20 protein-coding genes are annotated in these 20009 nt (G+C 52.8%); 13 read left to right on the top strand and 7 right to left on the bottom strand.

From position 1 onward, the window contains the following. Positions 1–54: 54 nt before the first annotated feature. A complete protein-coding gene (gene rhtB / locus AAGQ96_RS20565; RefSeq protein WP_147200256.1) occupies positions 55–678 on the bottom strand; it encodes a homoserine/homoserine lactone efflux protein in 624 nt (207 codons plus the stop codon). Between the two features lie 105 nt (positions 679–783). Between rhtB and pldB the strand changes: the two genes are divergently transcribed. Next, positions 784–1776 carry a lysophospholipase L2 gene (gene pldB, locus AAGQ96_RS20560; RefSeq protein WP_342754446.1) on the top strand — a complete coding sequence of 331 codons (993 nt, stop codon included), beginning with the start codon at positions 784–786 and terminating at the stop codon, positions 1774–1776. A gap of 65 nt (positions 1777–1841) precedes the next feature. Next, on the top strand, positions 1842–2642 hold the full coding sequence (gene yigL, locus AAGQ96_RS20555; RefSeq protein WP_147200254.1) for a sugar/pyridoxal phosphate phosphatase YigL: 801 nt from the start codon (positions 1842–1844) through the stop codon (positions 2640–2642). A gap of 41 nt (positions 2643–2683) precedes the next feature. Here yigL and glpQ read toward each other — a convergent pair whose 3' ends face one another. Both glpQ and glpT read right to left on the bottom strand, forming a co-directional pair. Beyond that, positions 2684–3730 carry a glycerophosphodiester phosphodiesterase gene (gene glpQ / locus AAGQ96_RS20550; protein ID WP_342754445.1) on the bottom strand — a complete coding sequence of 349 codons (1047 nt, stop codon included), beginning with the start codon at positions 3728–3730 and terminating at the stop codon, positions 2684–2686. Further along, positions 3727–5094, bottom strand: coding sequence for a glycerol-3-phosphate transporter (glpT, locus tag AAGQ96_RS20545; protein ID WP_147200252.1), 1368 nt, complete (start codon positions 5092–5094; stop codon positions 3727–3729). Before glpT ends, glpQ begins: the two co-directional genes overlap by 4 nt. 284 nt (positions 5095–5378) lie before the next feature. Between glpT and AAGQ96_RS20540 the strand changes: the two genes are divergently transcribed. Further along, positions 5379–6233, top strand: a complete 855-nt coding sequence (locus AAGQ96_RS20540) for a carboxylate/amino acid/amine transporter (protein WP_342754444.1) — start codon at positions 5379–5381, stop codon at positions 6231–6233. A gap of 54 nt (positions 6234–6287) precedes the next feature. On the opposite strand, the gene AAGQ96_RS20535 is transcribed toward AAGQ96_RS20540, so the two are convergent. The 3 genes from AAGQ96_RS20535 to metR form a co-directional block, all read right to left on the bottom strand. Next, a complete protein-coding gene (locus AAGQ96_RS20535) occupies positions 6288–6533 on the bottom strand; it encodes a hypothetical protein (protein ID WP_342754443.1) in 246 nt (81 codons plus the stop codon). 199 nt (positions 6534–6732) lie between these two features. Continuing rightward, complete coding sequence (locus AAGQ96_RS20530; protein WP_147200249.1) at positions 6733–7212, bottom strand: DUF1456 family protein; 480 nt, start codon at positions 7210–7212, stop codon at positions 6733–6735. Positions 7213–7307: 95 nt separating this feature from the next. After that, positions 7308–8249, bottom strand: coding sequence for an HTH-type transcriptional regulator MetR (gene metR, locus AAGQ96_RS20525; RefSeq protein ID WP_147200248.1), 942 nt, complete (start codon positions 8247–8249; stop codon positions 7308–7310). Positions 8250–8384: 135 nt separating this feature from the next. Here metR and metE point away from each other — a divergent pair, with 135 nt between their 5' ends. Then, on the top strand, positions 8385–10655 hold the full coding sequence (gene metE / locus AAGQ96_RS20520; protein WP_342754442.1) for a 5-methyltetrahydropteroyltriglutamate--homocysteine S-methyltransferase: 2271 nt from the start codon (positions 8385–8387) through the stop codon (positions 10653–10655). A 28-nt stretch (positions 10656–10683) separates the two neighbouring features. Here the strand turns inward: metE and AAGQ96_RS20515 are convergent, their stop codons facing one another. Then, positions 10684–11511, bottom strand: a complete 828-nt coding sequence (locus tag AAGQ96_RS20515) for a dienelactone hydrolase family protein (protein ID WP_147200246.1) — start codon at positions 11509–11511, stop codon at positions 10684–10686. Between the two features lie 275 nt (positions 11512–11786). On the opposite strand from AAGQ96_RS20515, the gene udp reads away from it, so the two are divergent. From udp to tatD, 9 genes are all read left to right on the top strand, one after another. Then, entirely contained in the window at positions 11787–12548 is a 762-nt protein-coding gene (udp, locus tag AAGQ96_RS20510) for a uridine phosphorylase (RefSeq protein WP_147200245.1), read from the top strand. A 280-nt stretch (positions 12549–12828) separates the two neighbouring features. Continuing rightward, entirely contained in the window at positions 12829–14286 is a 1458-nt protein-coding gene (gene rmuC / locus AAGQ96_RS20505) for a DNA recombination protein RmuC (protein ID WP_147200699.1), read from the top strand. 74 nt (positions 14287–14360) lie between these two features. Continuing rightward, positions 14361–15116 (top strand): bifunctional demethylmenaquinone methyltransferase/2-methoxy-6-polyprenyl-1,4-benzoquinol methylase UbiE, encoded by a 756-nt coding sequence (gene ubiE / locus AAGQ96_RS20500; protein ID WP_147200244.1) that lies wholly within the window; start codon positions 14361–14363, stop codon positions 15114–15116. Between the two features lie 12 nt (positions 15117–15128). Beyond that, complete coding sequence (locus tag AAGQ96_RS20495) at positions 15129–15734, top strand: SCP2 domain-containing protein (RefSeq protein ID WP_147200243.1); 606 nt, start codon at positions 15129–15131, stop codon at positions 15732–15734. After that, complete coding sequence (gene ubiB / locus AAGQ96_RS20490; RefSeq protein WP_147200242.1) at positions 15731–17368, top strand: ubiquinone biosynthesis regulatory protein kinase UbiB; 1638 nt, start codon at positions 15731–15733, stop codon at positions 17366–17368. Before AAGQ96_RS20495 ends, ubiB begins: the two co-directional genes overlap by 4 nt. Positions 17369–17475: 107 nt before the next feature. After that, complete coding sequence (gene tatA, locus AAGQ96_RS20485) at positions 17476–17721, top strand: Sec-independent protein translocase subunit TatA (protein ID WP_147200241.1); 246 nt, start codon at positions 17476–17478, stop codon at positions 17719–17721. A gap of 3 nt (positions 17722–17724) precedes the next feature. After that, positions 17725–18375 (top strand): Sec-independent protein translocase protein TatB, encoded by a 651-nt coding sequence (tatB, locus tag AAGQ96_RS20480; RefSeq protein WP_342754441.1) that lies wholly within the window; start codon positions 17725–17727, stop codon positions 18373–18375. A gap of 2 nt (positions 18376–18377) precedes the next feature. Next, positions 18378–19136, top strand: coding sequence for a Sec-independent protein translocase subunit TatC (tatC, locus tag AAGQ96_RS20475; protein ID WP_147200239.1), 759 nt, complete (start codon positions 18378–18380; stop codon positions 19134–19136). Between the two features lie 68 nt (positions 19137–19204). Continuing rightward, complete coding sequence (tatD, locus tag AAGQ96_RS20470) at positions 19205–19999, top strand: 3'-5' ssDNA/RNA exonuclease TatD (protein ID WP_147200238.1); 795 nt, start codon at positions 19205–19207, stop codon at positions 19997–19999. Positions 20000–20009: the final 10 nt, after the last annotated feature.

The raw sequence follows: 20009 nt of genomic DNA, 5'->3' as shown, positions 1-20009 counted from the left end.
ACCTCAGGCGGCGCCTGAGGTTATCTGAAGGCGCGTTCAGCGCGTTTTGTTCTCTCAGGCAATCCGCCTGGCGCAGGCCAGCAACGCACCAACTGCCATAAACATCCCGCCAAAGAGGCGATTGAGCAGCTTCATCTGTTTTGGCCCTTTAATCCAGGCGGCGATGTGCTTTGCCAGCGTGGCGTAACCAATCATTACGATGATATCTACTACCACCGTTGTTACGCCCAGCACCAGGTACTGCATCGCCTGCGGCTGATGCGGAATAATAAACTGCGGGAACAGCGCCGCCAGAAAGACAATGCTTTTTGGGTTGGTCAGATTGACCAGTACGGCACGTTTGAACAGCTTACGGCGTGGCATCGCTTTCGCGACGGCTTGCAGATCGATAGCGCCCGCCGACCGCCATTGCTGAATACCCAGCCACACCAGATACGCCGCACCTGCCCATTTCAAGACTTCGAACGCCAACACGGACTGTGAGAACAGTGCGCCAAGACCGATGCCAACCAGTACAATATGCGATGCCAGCCCGACTTGCAGGCCTGCAATGGATGCCACCGCGCCGCGATAGCCGTGACTGATGCCGGTACTCATGGTGTTAATCGCACCGGAACCGGGTGAAAGACTCAATATACTGGTCGTCAACAAATAGGCCAGCCACCATTCGATGGTCATGGGTAATACTCCCTGATAGCGCAGAAGTATGACACAATACGCCATTGTTAAGGCTCAGGCTACGGTACGATCGGGGCGTAACAGATGACAGAAAAGGGGAGGCCGATGAACAACCTTGCCGCCAGCTGGCTAACGCGTGAAAAAGCGTTTGCCGCTTTCGCTACAGGCCCGCTGCTGGATTTCTGGCAACGTCGGGAAGAAGGTGAATTTGCTGGCGTTGAAAACGTGACTATCCGCTATGTCCGCTTCATCTCTGCGCAACACGATCGGGTTATTTTGCTTTGTCCAGGACGGATAGAAAGCTATGTGAAATACCCTGAACTCGCTTACGATTTGTTTCACTGTGGCTATGACGTCATCATTATCGACCATCGCGGGCAGGGGCGTTCGGAGCGTCTGTTGCAGGACTCTCACCGTGGGCACGTTGAGCTTTTTGAGCATTATGTCGACGATTTAGAAACGCTGTATCTGAAAGAGATCCTCAGCCGTCACTATCGTCATCGCTATGCGCTGGCCCACTCGATGGGCGGGGCGATCCTGACGCTGATGCTGGCAAGACAGCCAAAAGCATTCGACGCCGTGGCGCTGGCTGCTCCCATGTTCGGTATCTTTCTGCCGATGCCAATGTGGATGACAAACTGCATTCTTAACTGGGCGGAAAAACGGCCAACGCTGCGCGATGGGTATGCGATTGGCACCGGGCGATGGCAACCCCGGTCGTTTGGTATCAATCAGTTGACCCACAGTCGTGAACGCTACCGGCGCAATCTGCGTTTTTACGCCGACGATCCGGGTTTACGCGTCGGCGGCCCAACTTATCATTGGGTGCGGGAAGGTATTCTGGCCGGTCAAGATATTCTGTCTAAAGCAAAAGAGATCGTCACGCCGCTGCTGCTGTTGCAGGCTGGCGCAGACAAAGTCGTGGATAACCGCGCCCACGATCTGTTTTGTCAGGCGATGTCCGCCGCAGGCCATCACTGCGAAGGCGGCAAGCCGTATGTTATTGCTGGCGCGCGTCATGAGATCTTGTTTGAAAAAGACAGTATGCGCGCCGAAGCGCTGGATGCCATCGTGACTTTTTTTGCCCGGCATCCGTAATTTTACTCAGATGTGGCTCATCAGCGGGAAGCAAAGGCTCCCGACAACCATTAACCAGAGGTTTTATGTACCCTATTGTTGCTTCCGATCTTGATGGCACCCTGTTATCTCCCGATCACCGTTTATCGCCTTTCGCTCGCGAAACGCTACAGCTGTTAACGCGTAAAGGCGTTCATTTTATCTTTGCCACTGGCCGTCACTATATCGATGTGGCGCAGATGCGAGACAGCCTTGGCATTGACGCCTTTATGATCACCTCAAACGGTGCCCGCGTGCATAACACTGCCGGAGAATTGGTTTTCAGTCATAATCTGGAAGAGGATATCGCGCTGGAGCTGTTCGCCATGCATCACAGCAACCCGGATATCTACACCAATATTTACCGTGATGAAGAGTGGTTTCTGAACCGTCATCGCCCGGAAGAGATGGATTTTTTCCGCGAGTCAGATTTTAACTATCAGATCTATGAGCCGGGTTCGTTACCGACAGATGGCATCAGCAAGGTGTTCTTCACCTGCGGCAATCCGGATCTGTTGATCCCGCTGGAAGAAGCGTTGATTGCCCGCTGGGGCGATCGCGTGAACGTCAGCTTCTCGCTGCCAACCTGTCTGGAAGTGATGGCCGGTGGCGTATCAAAAGGCCATGCGCTGGATGCCGTGGCGAAATCGTTGGGCTATTCGCTGAAAGAGTGTATCGCCTTCGGTGACGGGATGAATGATAAAGAGATGCTGAACATGGCGGGAAAAGGCTGCATCATGAGCAACTCACACCAGCGGCTGAAAGATTTTCTGCCCGAGCTGGAAGTGATTGGCACCAATGCCGATAACGCAGTGCCAAATTACCTGCGCAAATTGTACAACGTCTGACCGGCTTTCCCCCTGTTCAGGCAGGGGGAAAGCTGTCCGCATTAGTGTTGAAGAAAGTGGACGGCTTTGTCGGGGAAATCAGTAAATAACCCGTCGACCTGCGCCTGGTTGTAGAGCACGTCATAGAGTTCGTCCACACTGCCTGCCCAGTCTGGCAGCTGATCCGCCCGCACGGTATACGGATGAACAAGCAGATGGCTTTGATGCGCTTCATTCACCAGATTGGTCAGCTGGATATGACCTCGTAATGAGCCTTCGGCAATCAGCATATGATAATCCGGGCCGATGCCATCGGCATACTGTGCAATGGTTTTCATCGCGCCGGGTTTGAACATCCAGTCGTAGCGGTAATTTACCCACTTACCGTTTTGCTGTTCCTGCGTCTCTTTCGAATCGCTGGTGGTGATAAGCTGCACCAGCTTCACATCCATGCCACGCTGCGGTTCCAGTTCCGTTTTGATCCGTTTCACTTCGTTGTAGTCAAAGCATTGCAGATAAACGTTGTCGCTTTTTTTCGTATAACCGTACTGTTTAAGCACATCCAGCACGTTAGCCGAGATATCTTTTCCTTCCTGGCGGTGAAACCACGGCGCTTTGATCTCCGTATAAATACCGACGTTTTTCCCGGTCGAATGGTTCAGTCCCTGGATAAATTCGATCTCTTCGCTGAACGTGTGCACGTGAAAATCAGATTTTCCCATTGGGAAGCGCTGCGGGAAAGTCTGCTCTTTTTTACCGTCTTTCAGCGTAAAACCTTCGGTAAATTTCAGGCCTTTTATCTCTGCCAGCGTGAAATCGATCGCGTAAAAGCGACCATCTTTTCTGGCCCGGTTGGGATAACGTTCGGCAACATCCGTCACCCGATCGAGATAATGATCGTGCAAAACCACCAGCTCATCATCCTTCGTCATCACCAAATCCTGCTCAAGGTAATCGGCGCCCTGAGCATAAGCCATCGCTTTAGCGGGGAGCGTATGTTCGGGTAAATAACCGCTTGCGCCACGATGGGCAATAACGATTTTTGGTGAGGTGACTGCCAGCACGGACAGTGAGCAGGCCATTATCAGAAGCGCCAGCAGCGTTTTCATCGTTGCGATTCTCCACTATGAAGTTTTTCAAGCTGTTGTTTATGCTTGTTTTCACTCAGCATGGTCATCATTAGCAGAAGGATTGCCAGCACGCAGCCACCGACCATAATGATAAAGCCGCCGTTCCAGCCAAAAAAATCCACGGTATACCCAACAATGGCGCTGGCGGCAACCGAGCCACCGAGATAACCAAATAAACCGGTGAAGCCTGCCGCCGTTCCCGCTGCCTTTTTCGGCGCAAGCTCCAGCGCATGTAAGCCGATCAACATCACAGGCCCATAAATCAGAAAGCCAATGGCGATCATGCAAATGATATCGACCTGCGGGTTGCCCACGGGATTCAGCCAGTAAACAACGGTGGCGATGGTGACCAGCGTCATAAAGAACACGCCGGTTGCGCCACGGTTGCCGTTAAACACCTTATCAGACATCCAGCCGCAAAGTAGCGTACCAGGGATACCGGCATATTCGTACAGAAAATAGGCCCAGGACGATTTATCGAGCGTAAAGTGCTTCACCTCTTTCAGATAGGTGGGAGACCAGTCGAGAATGCCATAACGCAGCAGGTAAACAAAAACGTTAGCCAGCGCGATGTACCACAACAGCTTGTTTGGCAGCACGTACTGCATGAAAATCTGTTTTGCGGTCAGCTCTTCTTCCTGTTTTTCATCATAGTCCGGCGGATAATCGTTTTTATACTCTTCGATGGGCGGCAGACCGCAGGATTGAGGCGTATCTCGCATCATGACAAACGCGAAGACGGCCACGATAATTGCGCCAAAAGCGGGCATATAAAAGGATGCTTTCCAGTCGTTAAACCAGTACATACCTAACAGAAACAGCAGCGGAGGAATACCACCGCCCACGTTGTGCGCGCAGTTCCAGACAGATACGACGCTACCGCGCTCTTTCTGTGACCACCAGTGAACCATTGTCCGGCCGCAGGGTGGCCAGCCCATGCCCTGAAACCAGCCGCAAAGAAATAGCAGGACGAACATCACCATAATGCTGGAGGTCGCCCAGGGTACAAATCCCATAAACAGCATGACCGCCGCGGCAAGAATCAGTCCGGCAGGAAGAAACACGCGTGGATTGGAGCGATCGGAAACTGACCCCATAATGAATTTTGAAAAGCCGTAGGCAATTGAAATGCCCGACAGGGCAAACCCCAGGTCGCCTCGCGAAAAACCTTGTTCAACCAGAGAGGGAATAGCAAGAGCAAAATTTTTACGCACCAGATAATAGGCTGCATAGCCAAAAAATATTCCCAGAAATATTTGCCAGCGTAATCGACGATAAAGAGGATCGATGTATAGCGCATCGACAGGTTTTTTATGCGCGACAGGTTTGAAAATACTTAACATGCGTGCCTCCAATGGCGCAGAATATATTATTAGTTGACGCTGTGGCGGGAAATAAAACGCAGCTTCCATGCCGTATGATTTATGAAAGCGAAAAGCGTAGAGAAAATAAGGCCAGGGAAGTGTGAAGATCCGCGCAAAGGTTAAATTTTTATTGAATATAAGCGAGTTATGCGTGCTGGCTCGCTTCATCTGATTTATTTTTGTACGAATGTAAACCAGATATTTCCCTGCTATTCGCTTTTGTTCGCTACACTAGGTTCCCATTTCAATGCAGAGTTCTTATCGTGACGTTATTGATTGTCACCACAATCTTGTGGGCTTTTTCCTTCAGCCTGATAGGCGAATACCTGGCGGGACAGGTAGACAGTTGGTTTTCGGTGTTAATTCGCTTAGCGCTGGCCGCCGTGGCGTTCCTTCCTTTCCTGCGCTGGCGTGGCTACCTGCCTTCTACGTTACTGTTGTACATGGGCGTAGGTGCATTGCAGCTGGGCATCATGTACCTGATCAGCTTCCAGGCTTATCTGTATCTGAGCGTGTCGGAACTGCTACTGTTTACCGTGATGACGCCTCTGTATGTCACGCTGATTTACGATCTGATTAGTGGTCGTGGCATTCGCCCTGGCTATGTCCTCAGTGCGCTACTGGCGGTCGCGGGCGCGGCAATTATCCGTTACGACAAAGTCAGCGATCATTTCTGGTTTGGTTTGCTGCTGGTTCAGTTGGCTAACCTCTGTTTTGCGCTTGGCATGGTGGGGTACAAACGTCTACAGGAGACTCGCCCGATGCCGCAGCACACGGCATTTTCATGGTTCTACGTTGGCGCGGTCAGCGTGGCGATTGTTGCCTGGTTTTTGTGGGGGAATCCGAACAAGCTGCCGACGACCACCTTCCAGTGGGGCATCCTCATCTGGCTTGGCGTAGTGGCTTCAGGACTGGGCTATTTCATGTGGAACTACGGCGCAACGCAGGTCGATGCGGGTACGCTGGGTATTATGAACAATATGCACGTGCCTGCGGGGCTGTTGGTTAACCTGGCAATCTGGCAGCAGCAGCCACACTGGCCAAGTTTTATTATTGGTGCTGCGGTGATATTTGCTTCGCTATGGGTTCATCGCCACTGGGTAATAAAAAAGAGTTAAACAGAGATTGCCTTTTCCCTCAGGGAGCATATTGCGCCCTGAGGGTTGGAACACTTAGTTAACTAATGAGCTGAGTGCGGTAATAAATTTATTAAGCTGTGTTTCAATCACGCCGCCAATACGTTCACCAAGGTTTTTACCGGCGGTAGTCGCTTGCTCTTCGGTATAACCCAGGCCAGCAAGCGGCGTAAGAATGTTATATAAATGAGTGAATGCCGTTCCGAAAAAATCCGTTACGTTGTCCTGAATTTTTCCTGCGCCACTGACTTCAGCAATCTCAATAGTATTAAGCTCTCTCATGATATCTCCTTTTTCATGGTAGTTTTTATTAAGTTGAAGTGTAACTTCGTGGAGGAGAGTAAAGTCGTGGTTTTATTATGTCAATGCTATTAAAAGGAAGGATTTTGAATGATCGGGAATAATTTAGAAAGTCAGTATGCTGTTAATTGTTACGCTGGCCCGCAATGAATAAAGGGCAGCCATAAAGCTGCCCTTTATATTACGCTGGCTTAGCAGCGGACGGACGAATTTTTAACGTCAGGCCTTTCAGGAAATTTCGTAGAATTTGATCGCCGCACTCGCGGTAATTTTTATGACCAGGCTTGCGGAAAATAGCACCGATTTCCGACTGGCCTACCGCAAAGTCGGCAAGTTTCAGAATGTCGAGAATATCGGTAGTTTTCAAATCGAACGCCACACGCAATTTTTTCATGATGATATTGTTGGTCATTTTGCGTTCGATGGACGGTGCAGGTGCGTCTTCACTCTTACCACGACGTTGATAAATCAGGCCGTTCAGGAAGTAACCCATAATAACATCCGGGCAGGCCTGGAAACCGGCTTCGTCATCCTTCTTCAAAAAGCGCTGCATTTCTGCTTCGCTGACGATAGTTTCTGCCAGCGCCAGAACGGAAACCATTTGAGCATCGCTCAGGTTCAGCATGTAGCGCACGCTGCGCAAAACGTCGTTATTAGTCATAAAAATCTCATCAGGAAATACGGGAATTATGGCGCATTATAGAGACAAATGACTTCGGATACAGGAATACCGCCAGCAAAACGCTGGCGGTAGGGTCAGATTTGGGTTAGCGAAGCGGGCAGCGGTGTGCCAGGCGCAGAAGCGTCTCTGACCAAAGGCAAATGTTCACAGGCGTGCTGACGGGCAGAACGAATGAAAGCCTCAATGACGGGCTGACGCTGCTCGCCATCGCGCACCGCCGCATACAGGCGGCTCCACAGTCCTTCGCCCAGCGTTTTAGTGACCACCAGTCCCTGATGTTCAAAACTTTCCACCACCCAGTGCGGCAGTGCGGCAATGCCCATCCCGGCAGAAACCATCTGGATCAGCAGCAGCGTATTGTCCACGCTTTTCAGGGCCGGGCTGACGCCAGCAGGCTGAAGGAAATGGCGCCAGATATCCAGCCTCTGCCGCTGCACCGGATAAATCATCAATACTTCGCCAGCCAAATCTTCCGGTGAAATATGGGCAACGTTTGCCAGCGGATGGTCCGGTGCCAGCACCAGCCGCACTTCAAAATCGAACATGGGCGAATAGAACAGCCCGCTGCGCGGCAAAATATCTGAGGTAAGCACGACATCCAGCTCTCCCTGCTGCAAAGCGGGCTGAGGATCGAAGGTTACACCAGACTTGAAATCCATGACCACCTGAGGCCAGCTCTGGCGAAAATTATTCAGCGCTGGCGTCAGCCACTGAATGCAGCTGTGGCACTCAATAGCAATGCGCAGCGTGGTCTGATGCGGTTCGTGGCAGGCCTGCAGCGCATGTTGAATTTGCGGCAAAATCTGTTCGGCAAGCTGCAACAGAATTTCGCCCTGTGGGGTAAAACGCAGAGGCTGGCTTTTACGCACGAATAAACGAAAGCCCAGACGCTGTTCCAAATCGCTGAACTGGTGAGATAACGCCGATTGCGTCTGGTGAAGCTGTGCGGCGGCGGCGGCCAGCGAACCGGTATGACGCAGCGCTTGCAGCGTCCGCAGGTGTTTGAGTTCGATCATGAGAGTCCTTCACATCGACAATGAACAAATTGCGCTTGTGGTGACTACAGTACCTGCGGAATATAGATGTGTAAACATCTGGACGTCTAAAAGCCCGATTGCAGCGACATTGGGCGGTAACTGAGGAAAGAACTGATGACCATTCTTAACCATACGCTCGGCTTCCCACGTGTCGGCCTGCGTCGCGAATTGAAAAAAGCGCAGGAAAGTTACTGGGCAGGTAACAGCACTCAGGAAGAGCTGCTGGCTGTAGGCCGCGAACTGCGCGCCCGTCACTGGGAACAACAGAAACAGGCCGGTGTGGATTTGCTGCCGGTTGGCGATTTCGCCTGGTACGATCACGTACTGACCACCAGCCTGCTGCTGGGTAACGTTCCGGCTCGCCATCAAAACAAAGACGGTTCTGTCGATCTGGATACTTTATTTCGTCTGGGTCGTGGCCGCGCGCCAACCGGTGAGCCAGCCGCTGCGGCTGAAATGACCAAATGGTTTAACACCAATTATCACTACATGGTGCCGGAATTCACCAAAGGCCGACAGTTCAGGCTGAGCTGGACGCAGATTCTGGAAGAAGTGGACGAAGCGCTGGCGCTGGGCCACAAAGTGAAACCTGTCCTGCTTGGCCCGGTCACTTATCTGTGGCTGGGCAAAGTGAAAGGCGAACAGTTTGACCGGCTGAGCCTGTTGAAAGATATCCTGCCGGTGTATCAGCAGGTGTTGGCCGAGCTGGCGAAACGCGATATCGAGTGGGTGCAAATCGACGAGCCCGCGCTGGTGCTGGAATTACCGCAGGAATGGCTGAACGCCTTCAAACCGGCTTATGACGCCCTGCAAGGACAAACCAAACTGCTGCTAACCACCTATTTCGAAAGCGCGGGAACGCACCTGGATACCATCCGTGCGCTGCCGGTGCAGGGACTGCACGTCGATCTGGTTCATGGTAAAGATGATATCGCTGAACTGAACAGCAACATTCCTGCTGACTGGCTGCTCTCCCTGGGCGTTATTAATGGCCGTAACGTGTGGCGTGCCGATCTGAGCAGCTGGTTCGAACGCCTGCAACCTCTGATCGGCAAGCGGCAACAGCTGTGGATTGGTTCATCCTGTTCGCTGCTACATAGCCCGATTGATCTGAGCACTGAAACGCGTCTGGATGAAGAAGTTAAAAGCTGGTTCGCCTTCGCCCTGCAAAAATGTGCCGAGCTGTCGCTGCTCAGTCGTGCGCTAAACAACAACGATCCCCACTCTCTTGTAGCCTGGAGTGCGCCAATCCGTGCTCGTCGCGCATCTACCCGCGTACATAACGCGGCCGTCGGCAAACGTCTGGCTGCGATTACCGCGCAAGACAGCCAGCGTGACAGCAGCTATAAAGTCCGTGCTGAAGTTCAGCGTCAGCGTTTCCAACTGCCCGCATGGCCGACCACCACTATCGGCTCATTCCCGCAAACCACTGAAATTCGCGGCCTGCGTCTGGACTTCAAACAGGGGCGTCTGGATGGTAGCCATTACCGGACCGGCATTGCTGAACATATCAAGCAGGCCATCGTTGAGCAGGAGCGTCTGGGTCTGGACGTGCTGGTTCATGGCGAAGCAGAGCGTAACGACATGGTGGAGTACTTCGGCGAAAACCTGGACGGTTTTGTCTTTACTCAAAACGGCTGGGTACAGAGCTACGGTTCACGCTGCGTGAAGCCGCCGGTTATCATCGGTGATGTCAGCCGTCCTGAAGCCATTACCGTTGAATGGGCTAAATATGCGCAGTCACTGACGGACAAGCCGGTAAAAGGCATGCTAACCGGTCCGGTAACGATTCTGTGCTGGTCCTTCCCACGCGAAGACGTTTCTCGTGAAACCATCGCTAAGCAAATCGCGCTGGCGCTGCGTGACGAAGTCGAAGATCTGGAAAAAGCCGGTATTGGCATCATCCAGATTGATGAACCGGCGCTGCGTGAAGGCCTGCCGCTGCGTCAGTCCGACTGGGCTGCTTACCTGAAATGGGGTGTAGAAGCCTTCCGCCTGAATGCTGCCGTCGCTCGTGACGAAACCCAGATCCACACTCACATGTGTTACTGCGAATTTAACGACATTATGGATTCAATCGCCGCGCTGGATGCCGACGTGATCACCATTGAAACCTCGCGTTCTGATATGGAACTGCTGGAGTCGTTTAAAGCGTTCGAATATCCAAACGAAATGGGGCCAGGCGTGTATGACATTCATTCCCCGAATGTGCCGAGCGTGGAATATATTGAGGAACTTCTGCTGAAAGCCGCGCAGCGCATTCCTCGTGAGCGTCTTTGGGTTAATCCGGATTGCGGCCTGAAAACGCGTGGCTGGACGGAAACGCGTCAGGCGCTGGCAAACATGGTAAAAGCCGCGCAGAACCTGCGTAAAACCGAAGCCTGATTTTGGGGCGCCTGGCGCCCCTTTTTCCTTACTTCACACCGTACTGCCTGAACCACATCAGCATGCGTTGCCAGCCATCTTTGGCGGACTCTTCATGGTAGCTGGGACGATAGTCAGCATTAAAAGCGTGTCCGGCATTGGGATAGACCACGATTTCGGAATTTGAATTAGCCGCTCGCAGAGCCTGACGCATGGTTTCCACGCTTTCCTGAGGAATGCTGTCATCCAGTCCGCCATATAATCCCAGCACGGGCGCATTGAGATCGACGGCGATATCGACCGGATGTTTCTGCTGCTGCATGGTTTTATCCCCTAGCAGCTTGCCATACCAGGCAACACCCGCTTTCAGTTGCGGATTATGTGCAGCATAAAGCCAGGTGATGCGTCCGCCCCAGCAGAAGCCGGTAATGCCCATGTTACGCATGTCACCGCCGTGACGTGATGCCCAGTTTGCCACATGATCCAAATCGGCAAGCACCTGAGTATCGGGCACTTTACTCACCAGCTCGCTGAACAGCGTGGGAATATCATGGTAGTCAGTCGGATCGCCCTGGCGGAAATAGAGTTCTGGCGCAACGGCCAGGTATCCTTCTACTGCCAGACGGCGGCAAATATCACGGATATGTTCATGTACGCCAAAAATCTCCTGTACCACCAAAATGACCGGTAACGGGCCGCTGGCATGACGAGGTTTGGCGTGGAAAGCGGGCATATTCTCGCCCTGTGTAGGTACAGACGTTTCTCCGGAAATAATATCGGCACTGTCGGTAATAAGCGTGGTGGATGCGACAGGCGATACGGCGGGAGCAAACCCGTCGTGAGGCGTTTTTTGGGTCGGATGTTCTTCGGTTTTCATTGTCCTCTCCATGCATGCATTAGCGCAATCAGCTAACTATAGCCAGGATTACGTTTTGGCTACCCCCTTCATCTTTACCATTGGCAGCCTTTTCTGACAGGGCAGGTTGAAGCACAATAGTCAAAAAAAGCCTTTTTATGTGATGTATGTCACTAATTCGTTTTAAGAAAATGTAACTTTCATTATCTGTGGTGAAGTTACTCACACTATTTGGCGCTGCGTTACGTTAATGTAGCGGTTTCTAATATGCCGCCTTTCCCGTACAGGAGCTTGCTATGGCAGAGTCAGACGTTTTTCACCTGGGTTTAACACGAGCAGATTTACAGGGCGCTACACTGGCCATTGTGCCGGGCGACCCGGAAAGGGTGAAAAAAATTGCCGCGCTGATGGACAACGCCGTTCATCTGGCCTCGCATCGTGAATTCACCACCTGGCGTGCTGAAATTGAAGGCAAACCGGTGATCGTTTGCTCCACCGGCATTGGTGGCCCATCAACCTCAATCGCTGTTGAAGAACTGGCGCAGCTTGGCATCCGTACATTCCTGCGCGTGGGGACGACTGGGGCGATCCAGCCTGAAATTAGTGTCGGTGATGTGCTGATTACGACAGGTTCCGTCCGCCTTGATGGTGCCAGCCTGCACTTTGCGCCGCTGGAATTCCCCGCCGTAGCTGACTTTGCCTGCACAACCGCACTGGTTGCCGCCGCAAAAGAGGCTGGCGCGACAACGCATATCGGCATTACCGCTTCTTCTGACACTTTTTATCCTGGACAGGAGCGATACGACACTTTCTCCGGACGTGTAGTCAGTCGTTTCCAAAACTCCATGAAAGAGTGGCAACAAATGGGCGTGCTGAATTATGAGATGGAATCTGCCACCTTACTGACCATGTGCGCCAGCCAGGGGTTACGTGCCGGTATGGTGGCCGGCGTCATCGTTAACCGTACTCAGAAAGAGATCCCGGATGCAGAGACGATGAAGAAAACCGAAAGCGATGCGGTACGTATCGTGGTTGATGCCGCACGCCGTCTGATATAAACGTTTTAGCGAGCGCAGTCTGTTGCAGGTTGCGCTCAAAGGAGGCCTGATAAGTGTCACGGCCTCCGTCGTCTAAGTTCTACGAGACGCCTTCCTGTTTTCAATGAAATCCTTTTCCGCATCGTTGCATCCTGCTTTTTGTCTGGACATTCATACAGTGCGCCTCTACCTTTTGCCGTAGTTAAGATTGCGCAGGAGAAACCGCGTGGATGCGACCCTCACTTACAGCGTTTGTCTTGGTCTGGCGGGTTTACTGGCCGGCTGGATCATTGCCTGGTTCATGAACCAACAGCAGTTGGCCAGACAGGAAACGGCACGCCAGCTGCTGATGCAGTCGGCCGAACAGCTCCAGCAGGAGCGAGACCGCTTACTCCACCAGCTGGCCACGGAGCAGCAGTCACAAAAGCAAAATGAGCTTGAGCTGCGACAGCTGCATGGGGCGCTTTCAGCCGCGCAGGAAAAGCTTCACCACCTCGACCACTGGCGCAGCGAAACGGAACAGCTGACGCGTGAACTCCGTAATCAGCTGGAGATCAACAGCGCCCAGGAAGCTGAGCTGCGAGAAGTCACTATCCGCCTTGAAGAGACCCGGATGGCTGCGGAGGAGAAGCAGCGTCTGTTGGTGAACAGCGAGCAGCGGCTCAATACGCAGTTCGAAAACCTTGCTAACCGCATTTTTGAAAACAGCAACCGACGCGTTGATGAGCAAAATCGTCAAAGCCTGCATGGACTTATCGCACCGCTGCGTGAACAGCTGGACGGTTTTCGTCGGCAGGTGCAGGACGGTTTCGGCCAGGAAGCACGTGAACGGCATACGCTTTCCCATGAAATCCGCAATCTGCAACAGCTTAATGCGCAGATGGCGCAGGAGGCCATTAACCTCACCAAAGCGCTGAAGGGCGATAACAAGATGCAGGGTAACTGGGGCGAAGTTGTTCTCAGTCGCGTACTGGAAGCATCCGGCCTGCGTGAAGGGCATGAATATGAAACGCAGGTCAATATTCAGCTGGAACAACAGGGTCGTATGCAGCCCGATGTCATCGTGCGTCTGCCTCAGGGCAAAGACGTGGTGATCGATGCCAAGATGACGTTGGTAGCCTACGAGCGCTACTTCAATGCGGAAGATGAAGCGACGCGGGAAGCCGCCGTTAGCGAACACATTGCCGCAGTGCGAGGCCATCTTCGTCTGCTAAGCCGAAAAGATTATCAACAATTGCCCGGTTTACGCTCGCTGGATTATGTGTTGATGTTTATTCCCGTCGAACCCGCATTTTTGGTCGCCATTGATCGTCAGCCAGAGCTGATCAACGAGGCGCTAAACCAGAATATTATGTTAGTCAGCCCAACCACACTGCTGGTGGCACTGCGAACCATTAACAATCTCTGGCGCTATGAGCATCAAAGCCGCCATGCTCAGCGCATTGCCGATCGAGCCGCAAAGCTGTACGACAAAATGCGGCTGTTTGTCGATGATATGTCGGCGATGGGGCAAAGCCTGGATAAAGCGCAGGACAGCTACCGCCAGGCAATGAAAAAGCTGGCGGAAGGGCGGGGTAATCTGATTGCGCAGACCGAAAGCTTCCGGCAGCTCGGGGTGGAAGTGAAGCGGCCGATTAACCCCCGGCTGGTTGAACAGGCGATGCCGGAAGAAGCGGAAGCATCCGATTCTGAGGATAACGAGGATTTGCCGTTCTTTGGCTCAGACAGAGATGACAGCGCAGCGCGCGTTAACGAATAACCCGCAAGGCAGTGCCTGGCCTGCGGGACTCTGATACACTTGGCAGATAATTGATTGCAGAGCAGGCAAAACAAATGGCAGATGAATCAAAGGACACCACCCACTTCGGCTTTCGTACGGTAGCGAAAAGCGACAAGGCTGAGATGGTCGCTGATGTTTTCCATTCCGTTGCGGCCAAGTATGACCTGATGAACGATTTAATGTCGTTCGGCATCCACCGTATCTGGAAGCGTTTTACTATCGATTGCAGCGGCGTACGTCGCGGACAACGTGTGCTGGACCTGGCTGGCGGAACCGGCGATCTCACCGCTAAATTCTCCCGGCTCGTTGGTGAAACCGGTGAAGTCGTGCTGGCCGATATCAACAGCTCTATGCTGAAAGTCGGACGCGAAAAGCTGCGCAATAACGGCATTATTGGCAATGTGAGCTACGTTCAGGCCAATGCTGAAGCGCTGCCGTTCCCGGACAATCATTTTGACTGTATCACCATCGCTTTTGGTCTGCGTAACGTGACCGAAAAAGAGAAGGCGCTGGCCTCAATGTTCCGCGTTCTGAAGCCAGGCGGACGCCTGCTGGTGCTGGAGTTTTCCAGGCCGCTTCTGGAACCGCTAAATAAAGCTTATGACGCTTACTCGTTCCATATCCTGCCGCGTATTGGCGAGCTGGTTGCTAAAGATTCCGAAAGTTATCGCTACCTGGCTGAATCCATTCGCATGCATCCCGATCAGGATACGCTTAAGCAGATGATGGATGACGTCGGTTTCGAGAACACCACCTATCACAATCTTACCGGTGGCATCGTCGCATTGCACCGCGGATTCAAGTTTTAAACAGGATAGCGAATGACTTTAACGCCGCTGTTAACCGCGGGGCTGGAAACAGCACTCAACCAGGTTCTATATCGCGATCGCGGGCTGAAAGCGGCGCGTCAGCGCCTGAATGGTAAAACCCTGGCGATTGAGCTGTCTGAACTAAAGCAGCCGCTGGTGTTTATCTTCAGCGAAAAACAGGTCGACGTGTTGGGCACCTGGAGCGATACCCCGGATTGTACGGTGAAAACCCGTTTAGCTACGCTGCGCAAGCTACGCGATCGTCAGCAACTGACCAGCTTGATCCGTAGCGGTGAACTGGAGGTGGAAGGCGATTTGCAGGTAGTCCAGCAGTTTTCTGCGCTGATCGATCTGGCTGAACTCGATCCTGCTGAATACCTCGCGCCCTGGATCGGCGATATTGCCGCTCAGGGTATCAGCCAGTTCGCCCGCCGGGGATTGCAGCTTGTGCGCGGTGATGTTGAACGTAAGCAGAGCTATCTGAGCCAGGCGCTCACGGAAGAGTGGCGCCTGGCACCCGGCAACCTTGAACTGGCCTGGTTTGCTGAAGAAGTGGACGCGACCTGTCGTGAGCTGTCTGAACTTGAAACCCGCCTCAACAAGCTGGAGGGCAAATGACCCTCGGAGAAATACGTCGTCTCTATTTTATTATCCGCATTTTCCTCAATTACGGTCTCGATGAACTGATCCCTAAAACCCGGCTGGCATTGCCGTTGCGGTTGTGGCGTAAGAGCCTGTTCTGGATGCCAAACCTGCACACTTCGCAGGCACTGGGCGAACGTCTGCGTCTGGCGCTGGAGCAGCTCGGCCCGGTGTGGATCAAATTTGGCCAGATGATGTCCACACGTCGCGATCTGTTTCCGCCGCATATTGCCGATCAGCTGGCTATGTTGCAGGACAAAGTCGCGCCGTTTGATGGCGTCCTGGCCAAACAGCAAATTGAGCTGTCGCTGGGTTGCCCGGTTGAAACTCACTTTGACGACTTTATGATCACGCCGTTGGCGTCCGCCTCAATTGCGCAGGTACATACCGCGACGCTAAGAGAAACGGGCAAAAAAGTGGTCATTAAGGTTATCCGCCCGGATATCCTGCCGGTCATCAAAGCGGATATGAAACTGATTAATCGCATGGCGCGGTGGGTGCCTCGCTTGCTGCCTGACGGGCGGCGTCTGCGTCCACAGGAAGTGGTTGCCGATTATGAAAAAACGCTGATTGATGAACTGAACCTGCTGCGTGAAGCGGCGAACGCCATTCAGCTGCGCCGCAATTTCGACAGCAGCAAAATGCTTTACGTACCGGAAATCTACTCGGACTATTGCAGTGAAACAATGCTGGTCATGGAACGTATCTACGGCATACCCATTTCAGACGTTGTTCAGCTGGAACAGCATGGCGTAAACATGAAGCTGCTGGCTGAACGTGGCGTGCAGGTGTTCTTCACTCAGGTCTTCCGCGACAGCTTTTTCCATGCCGATATGCATCCCGGCAATATCTTCGTCAGCTATGACCACCCGGAAGATCCGCAATATATCGGTATCGACTGCGGTATTGTGGGATCGCTGAACAAAGAAGATAAGCGCTATCTTGCTGAAAACTTTATTGCTTTCTTCAACCGCGACTATCGTAAGGTTGCCGAGCTGCACGTGGATTCAGGCTGGGTGCCGCTGGATACTAACGTCGAAGATTTTGAATTTGCGATTCGCACCGTTTGCGAACCGATCTTCGAAAAACCGCTGGCGGAGATCTCTTTTGGTCATGTGCTGCTGAATCTCTTCAATACGGCTCGTCGCTTCAATATGGAAGTGCAGCCGCAGCTGGTTTTGCTACAGAAAACCTTGCTGTATGTTGAAGGGGTCGGACGACAGCTTTATCCGCAGCTGGATTTGTGGAAAACCGCTAAGCCGTTCCTGGAAGACTGGATTAAGGATCAGATTGGTATTCCGGCTATCGTGCGTGCACTGAAAGAAAAAGCGCCGTACTGGGCGGAGAAATTGCCGGAACTGCCCGAGCTGTTTTATGACAGTCTCAAGCAGCACAAGCATCTGCAACACAGTGTCGACAGGCTGGCTAACGATCTGAAAGGCGAACGTGTCCGGCAGCATCAGTCGCGTTACCTGTTTGGTATTGGCGCCACGCTGCTGTTGAGCGGCACGGCAATCTTGTTGACCAGACCTGAATGGGATTTGTTGTCTGCGGCGATGATTGCTGGCGGTATTGTAGGCTGGCTGATCGGGTGGCGAAAAACGGGCTGATTGTCATAAAAGGTAAACAGGCGCTGGCGAGGGCTTGAGCATCGTCAGCGTGGTTTAAGCTGTTATATACTGCGGTGCTCTTACAACTAACATTCAGAGGCAAAAACATGGGCGGTATCAGTATCTGGCAATTGTTAATTATTGCCGTAATCGTTGTTCTCCTCTTCGGTACCAATAAGTTACGTGGTCTGGGTTCCGACCTCGGCTCATCAATCAAAGGCTTTAAAAAGGCCATGAGCGATGACGACGAGAAAGAAAAAAATCATGCTAATGATGCTGATTTCAATGCCAGAGTGGCGGACAAACAGCAGACAGAAGCGAAAAAAGAAGACGTTAAGAACGACAAGGTATAAACCGTGTTCGACATAGGCTTTAGTGAACTGATATTGGTGTTCGTTATCGGACTGGTCGTGCTGGGCCCTCAGCGTTTACCTGTGGCGGTAAGAACCGTAGTCGGCTGGATCCGCGCTTTGCGTGCGCTTGCCAGTAACGTGCAAAACGAACTGGCTCAGGAACTTAAGCTACAGGAGCTGCAGGACAGCCTGAAGAAAGTGGAAGAGGCGAGCAAAAATAGCCTTTCTCCCGAGCTGAAAGCGTCTATGGAAGAGCTCAGGCAGTCGGCAGAATCGATGAAACGCTCCTATCTGGGCGATCATGAGAAAGCCGATGACGAAGCGAATACCATTCATAATCCGATAGTAAAAAACCCTGAAGACTCTCATGAAGGCGTAACGCCATCTGAGGCCGACCATCAGGCCAGTGCTCCTGTGCAGGCGCCGACAACTTCTGAGCAGGCCCAGACCCCTGAGGCAGCGACTCCTGCGTCAGACCAGAGCCCGCAGGCTACAAGCAAGCCGGTGGTACATGTCTCTGAGGCAGCCAGCGCGCCGGCTCAGAAACCTGCGGCGTCGGCTGTGGTTAAAGCGAACGAGGCAACGAGAGGCGAAGCGGCAGTTCTGTCCAGCCGAGCGCCTGTTTCTACTACTCAACCGAGCGATGAACGTTAAACATGGCTGTTGAAGATACCCAACCGCTTATCAGTCATCTGATTGAACTGCGTAAGCGTTTGCTGAACTGTATTATTGCTGTCGTCGCCATTTTTTTGTGTTTGGCTTACTTCTCTAATGACATCTACCAGCTGGTCTCAGCGCCGCTAATCAAACAGATGCCTGCGGGTGCCAGCATGATTGCGACCGATGTGGCCTCGCCCTTTTTCGCGCCCATTAAGCTGACGATGATTGTCTCGGTGTTCCTTGCCGTGCCGGTGATCCTTCACCAGGTGTGGGCTTTTATTGCGCCTGCGCTGTACCGTCATGAACGCAGACTGGTGGTGCCGCTGCTCTTTTCCAGTTCATTCCTATTCTATGTAGGGATGGCTTTCGCCTACTTTGTTGTCTTTCCGTTGGCCTTTGGCTTTTTTGCCAAGACGGCACCGCAGGGCGTACAGATCGCTACTGACATCAACAACTATCTTGATTTCGTGATGGCGTTGTTTATGGCGTTTGGTGTCTGTTTTGAAGTGCCGATTGCCATTGTGTTGCTGTGCTGGACCGGTGTGACAACACCCGAAGAGCTGAAGAAGAAACGTCCCTATGTGTTGGTAGGCGCTTTTGTGGTGGGCATGCTCCTGACGCCACCCGACGTCTTATCTCAGACGCTTCTGGCAATCCCGATGTACTGCCTGTTTGAAGTGGGGATGTACTTCTCTCGCTTTTACGTCGGCAAACGTCGTGAGGACAACGAACCGGAAGATGCTGGCTCAGAATAGCGATATCTGTGCTCTGCCTGGATTTTTAAATAACCGCCCGAAAGGGCGGTTACTGTTTGGAAAACACTATGTTTGATATTGGGGTTAACCTGACCAGCACGCAGTTCGCAAAAGATCGCGACCAGGTCGTTAAACGTGCGATTGACTCAGGCGTGACCGGCTTGCTGATTACCGGCACTAACGCGCTGGAAAGCCAGCAGGCACGCAGCCTGGCCGCGCGTCGCCCCGGCTATTGCTGGTCGACCGCGGGCGTCCATCCTCATCATGCCAGCGAATGGTCCCGGGAAACGGCATCAACGCTGAAACGACTGGCTGCAAGCCCGGAAGTGGTGGCGATTGGTGAGTGTGGCCTGGACTTTAATCGTAACATCAGCGAACCGGAGCAGCAGGCTTATGCCTTTAATGCACAGCTTGAACTGGCTGCTGAGCTGAATTTGCCGGTCTTTCTTCATTGCCGCGATGCCCATGAACGGTTTATGGCCATCCTGACGCCATGGCTGCCAAAACTGCCCGGCGCGGTCGTACACTGCTTTACCGGCACCAGGTCAGAACTGGAAGCTTGCCTGGCGGCCGGGCTTTACGTTGGAATAACAGGCTGGGTATGCGATGAGCGTCGCGGAACAGAACTGCGTGAGCTGATGCCGTTGATACCACAAAACCGCTTGCTGTTGGAAACGGATGCGCCTTATCTGCTGCCGCGTGATATGCGGCCCAGACCGGCCACGCGCCGTAACGAGCCATGCTTTTTACCGCACATTGTTGAACAGGTAGCCGTGTTACGCGGTGAAGAGATGACGGCATTAGGGCAGCAGTGCGACCGCAACGCCCGTGAGCTGTTCCGCCTGGCTAATCAGGCTGGATAAGGTCAATGCC

This window comes from Pantoea sp. MBD-2R (genome assembly GCF_039134845.1).
GTDB lineage: Bacteria > Pseudomonadota > Gammaproteobacteria > Enterobacterales > Enterobacteriaceae > Erwinia.
The sequence above is the reverse complement of the archived record's forward strand: the minus strand, read 5'-3'. Positions and strand labels throughout refer to the sequence as shown.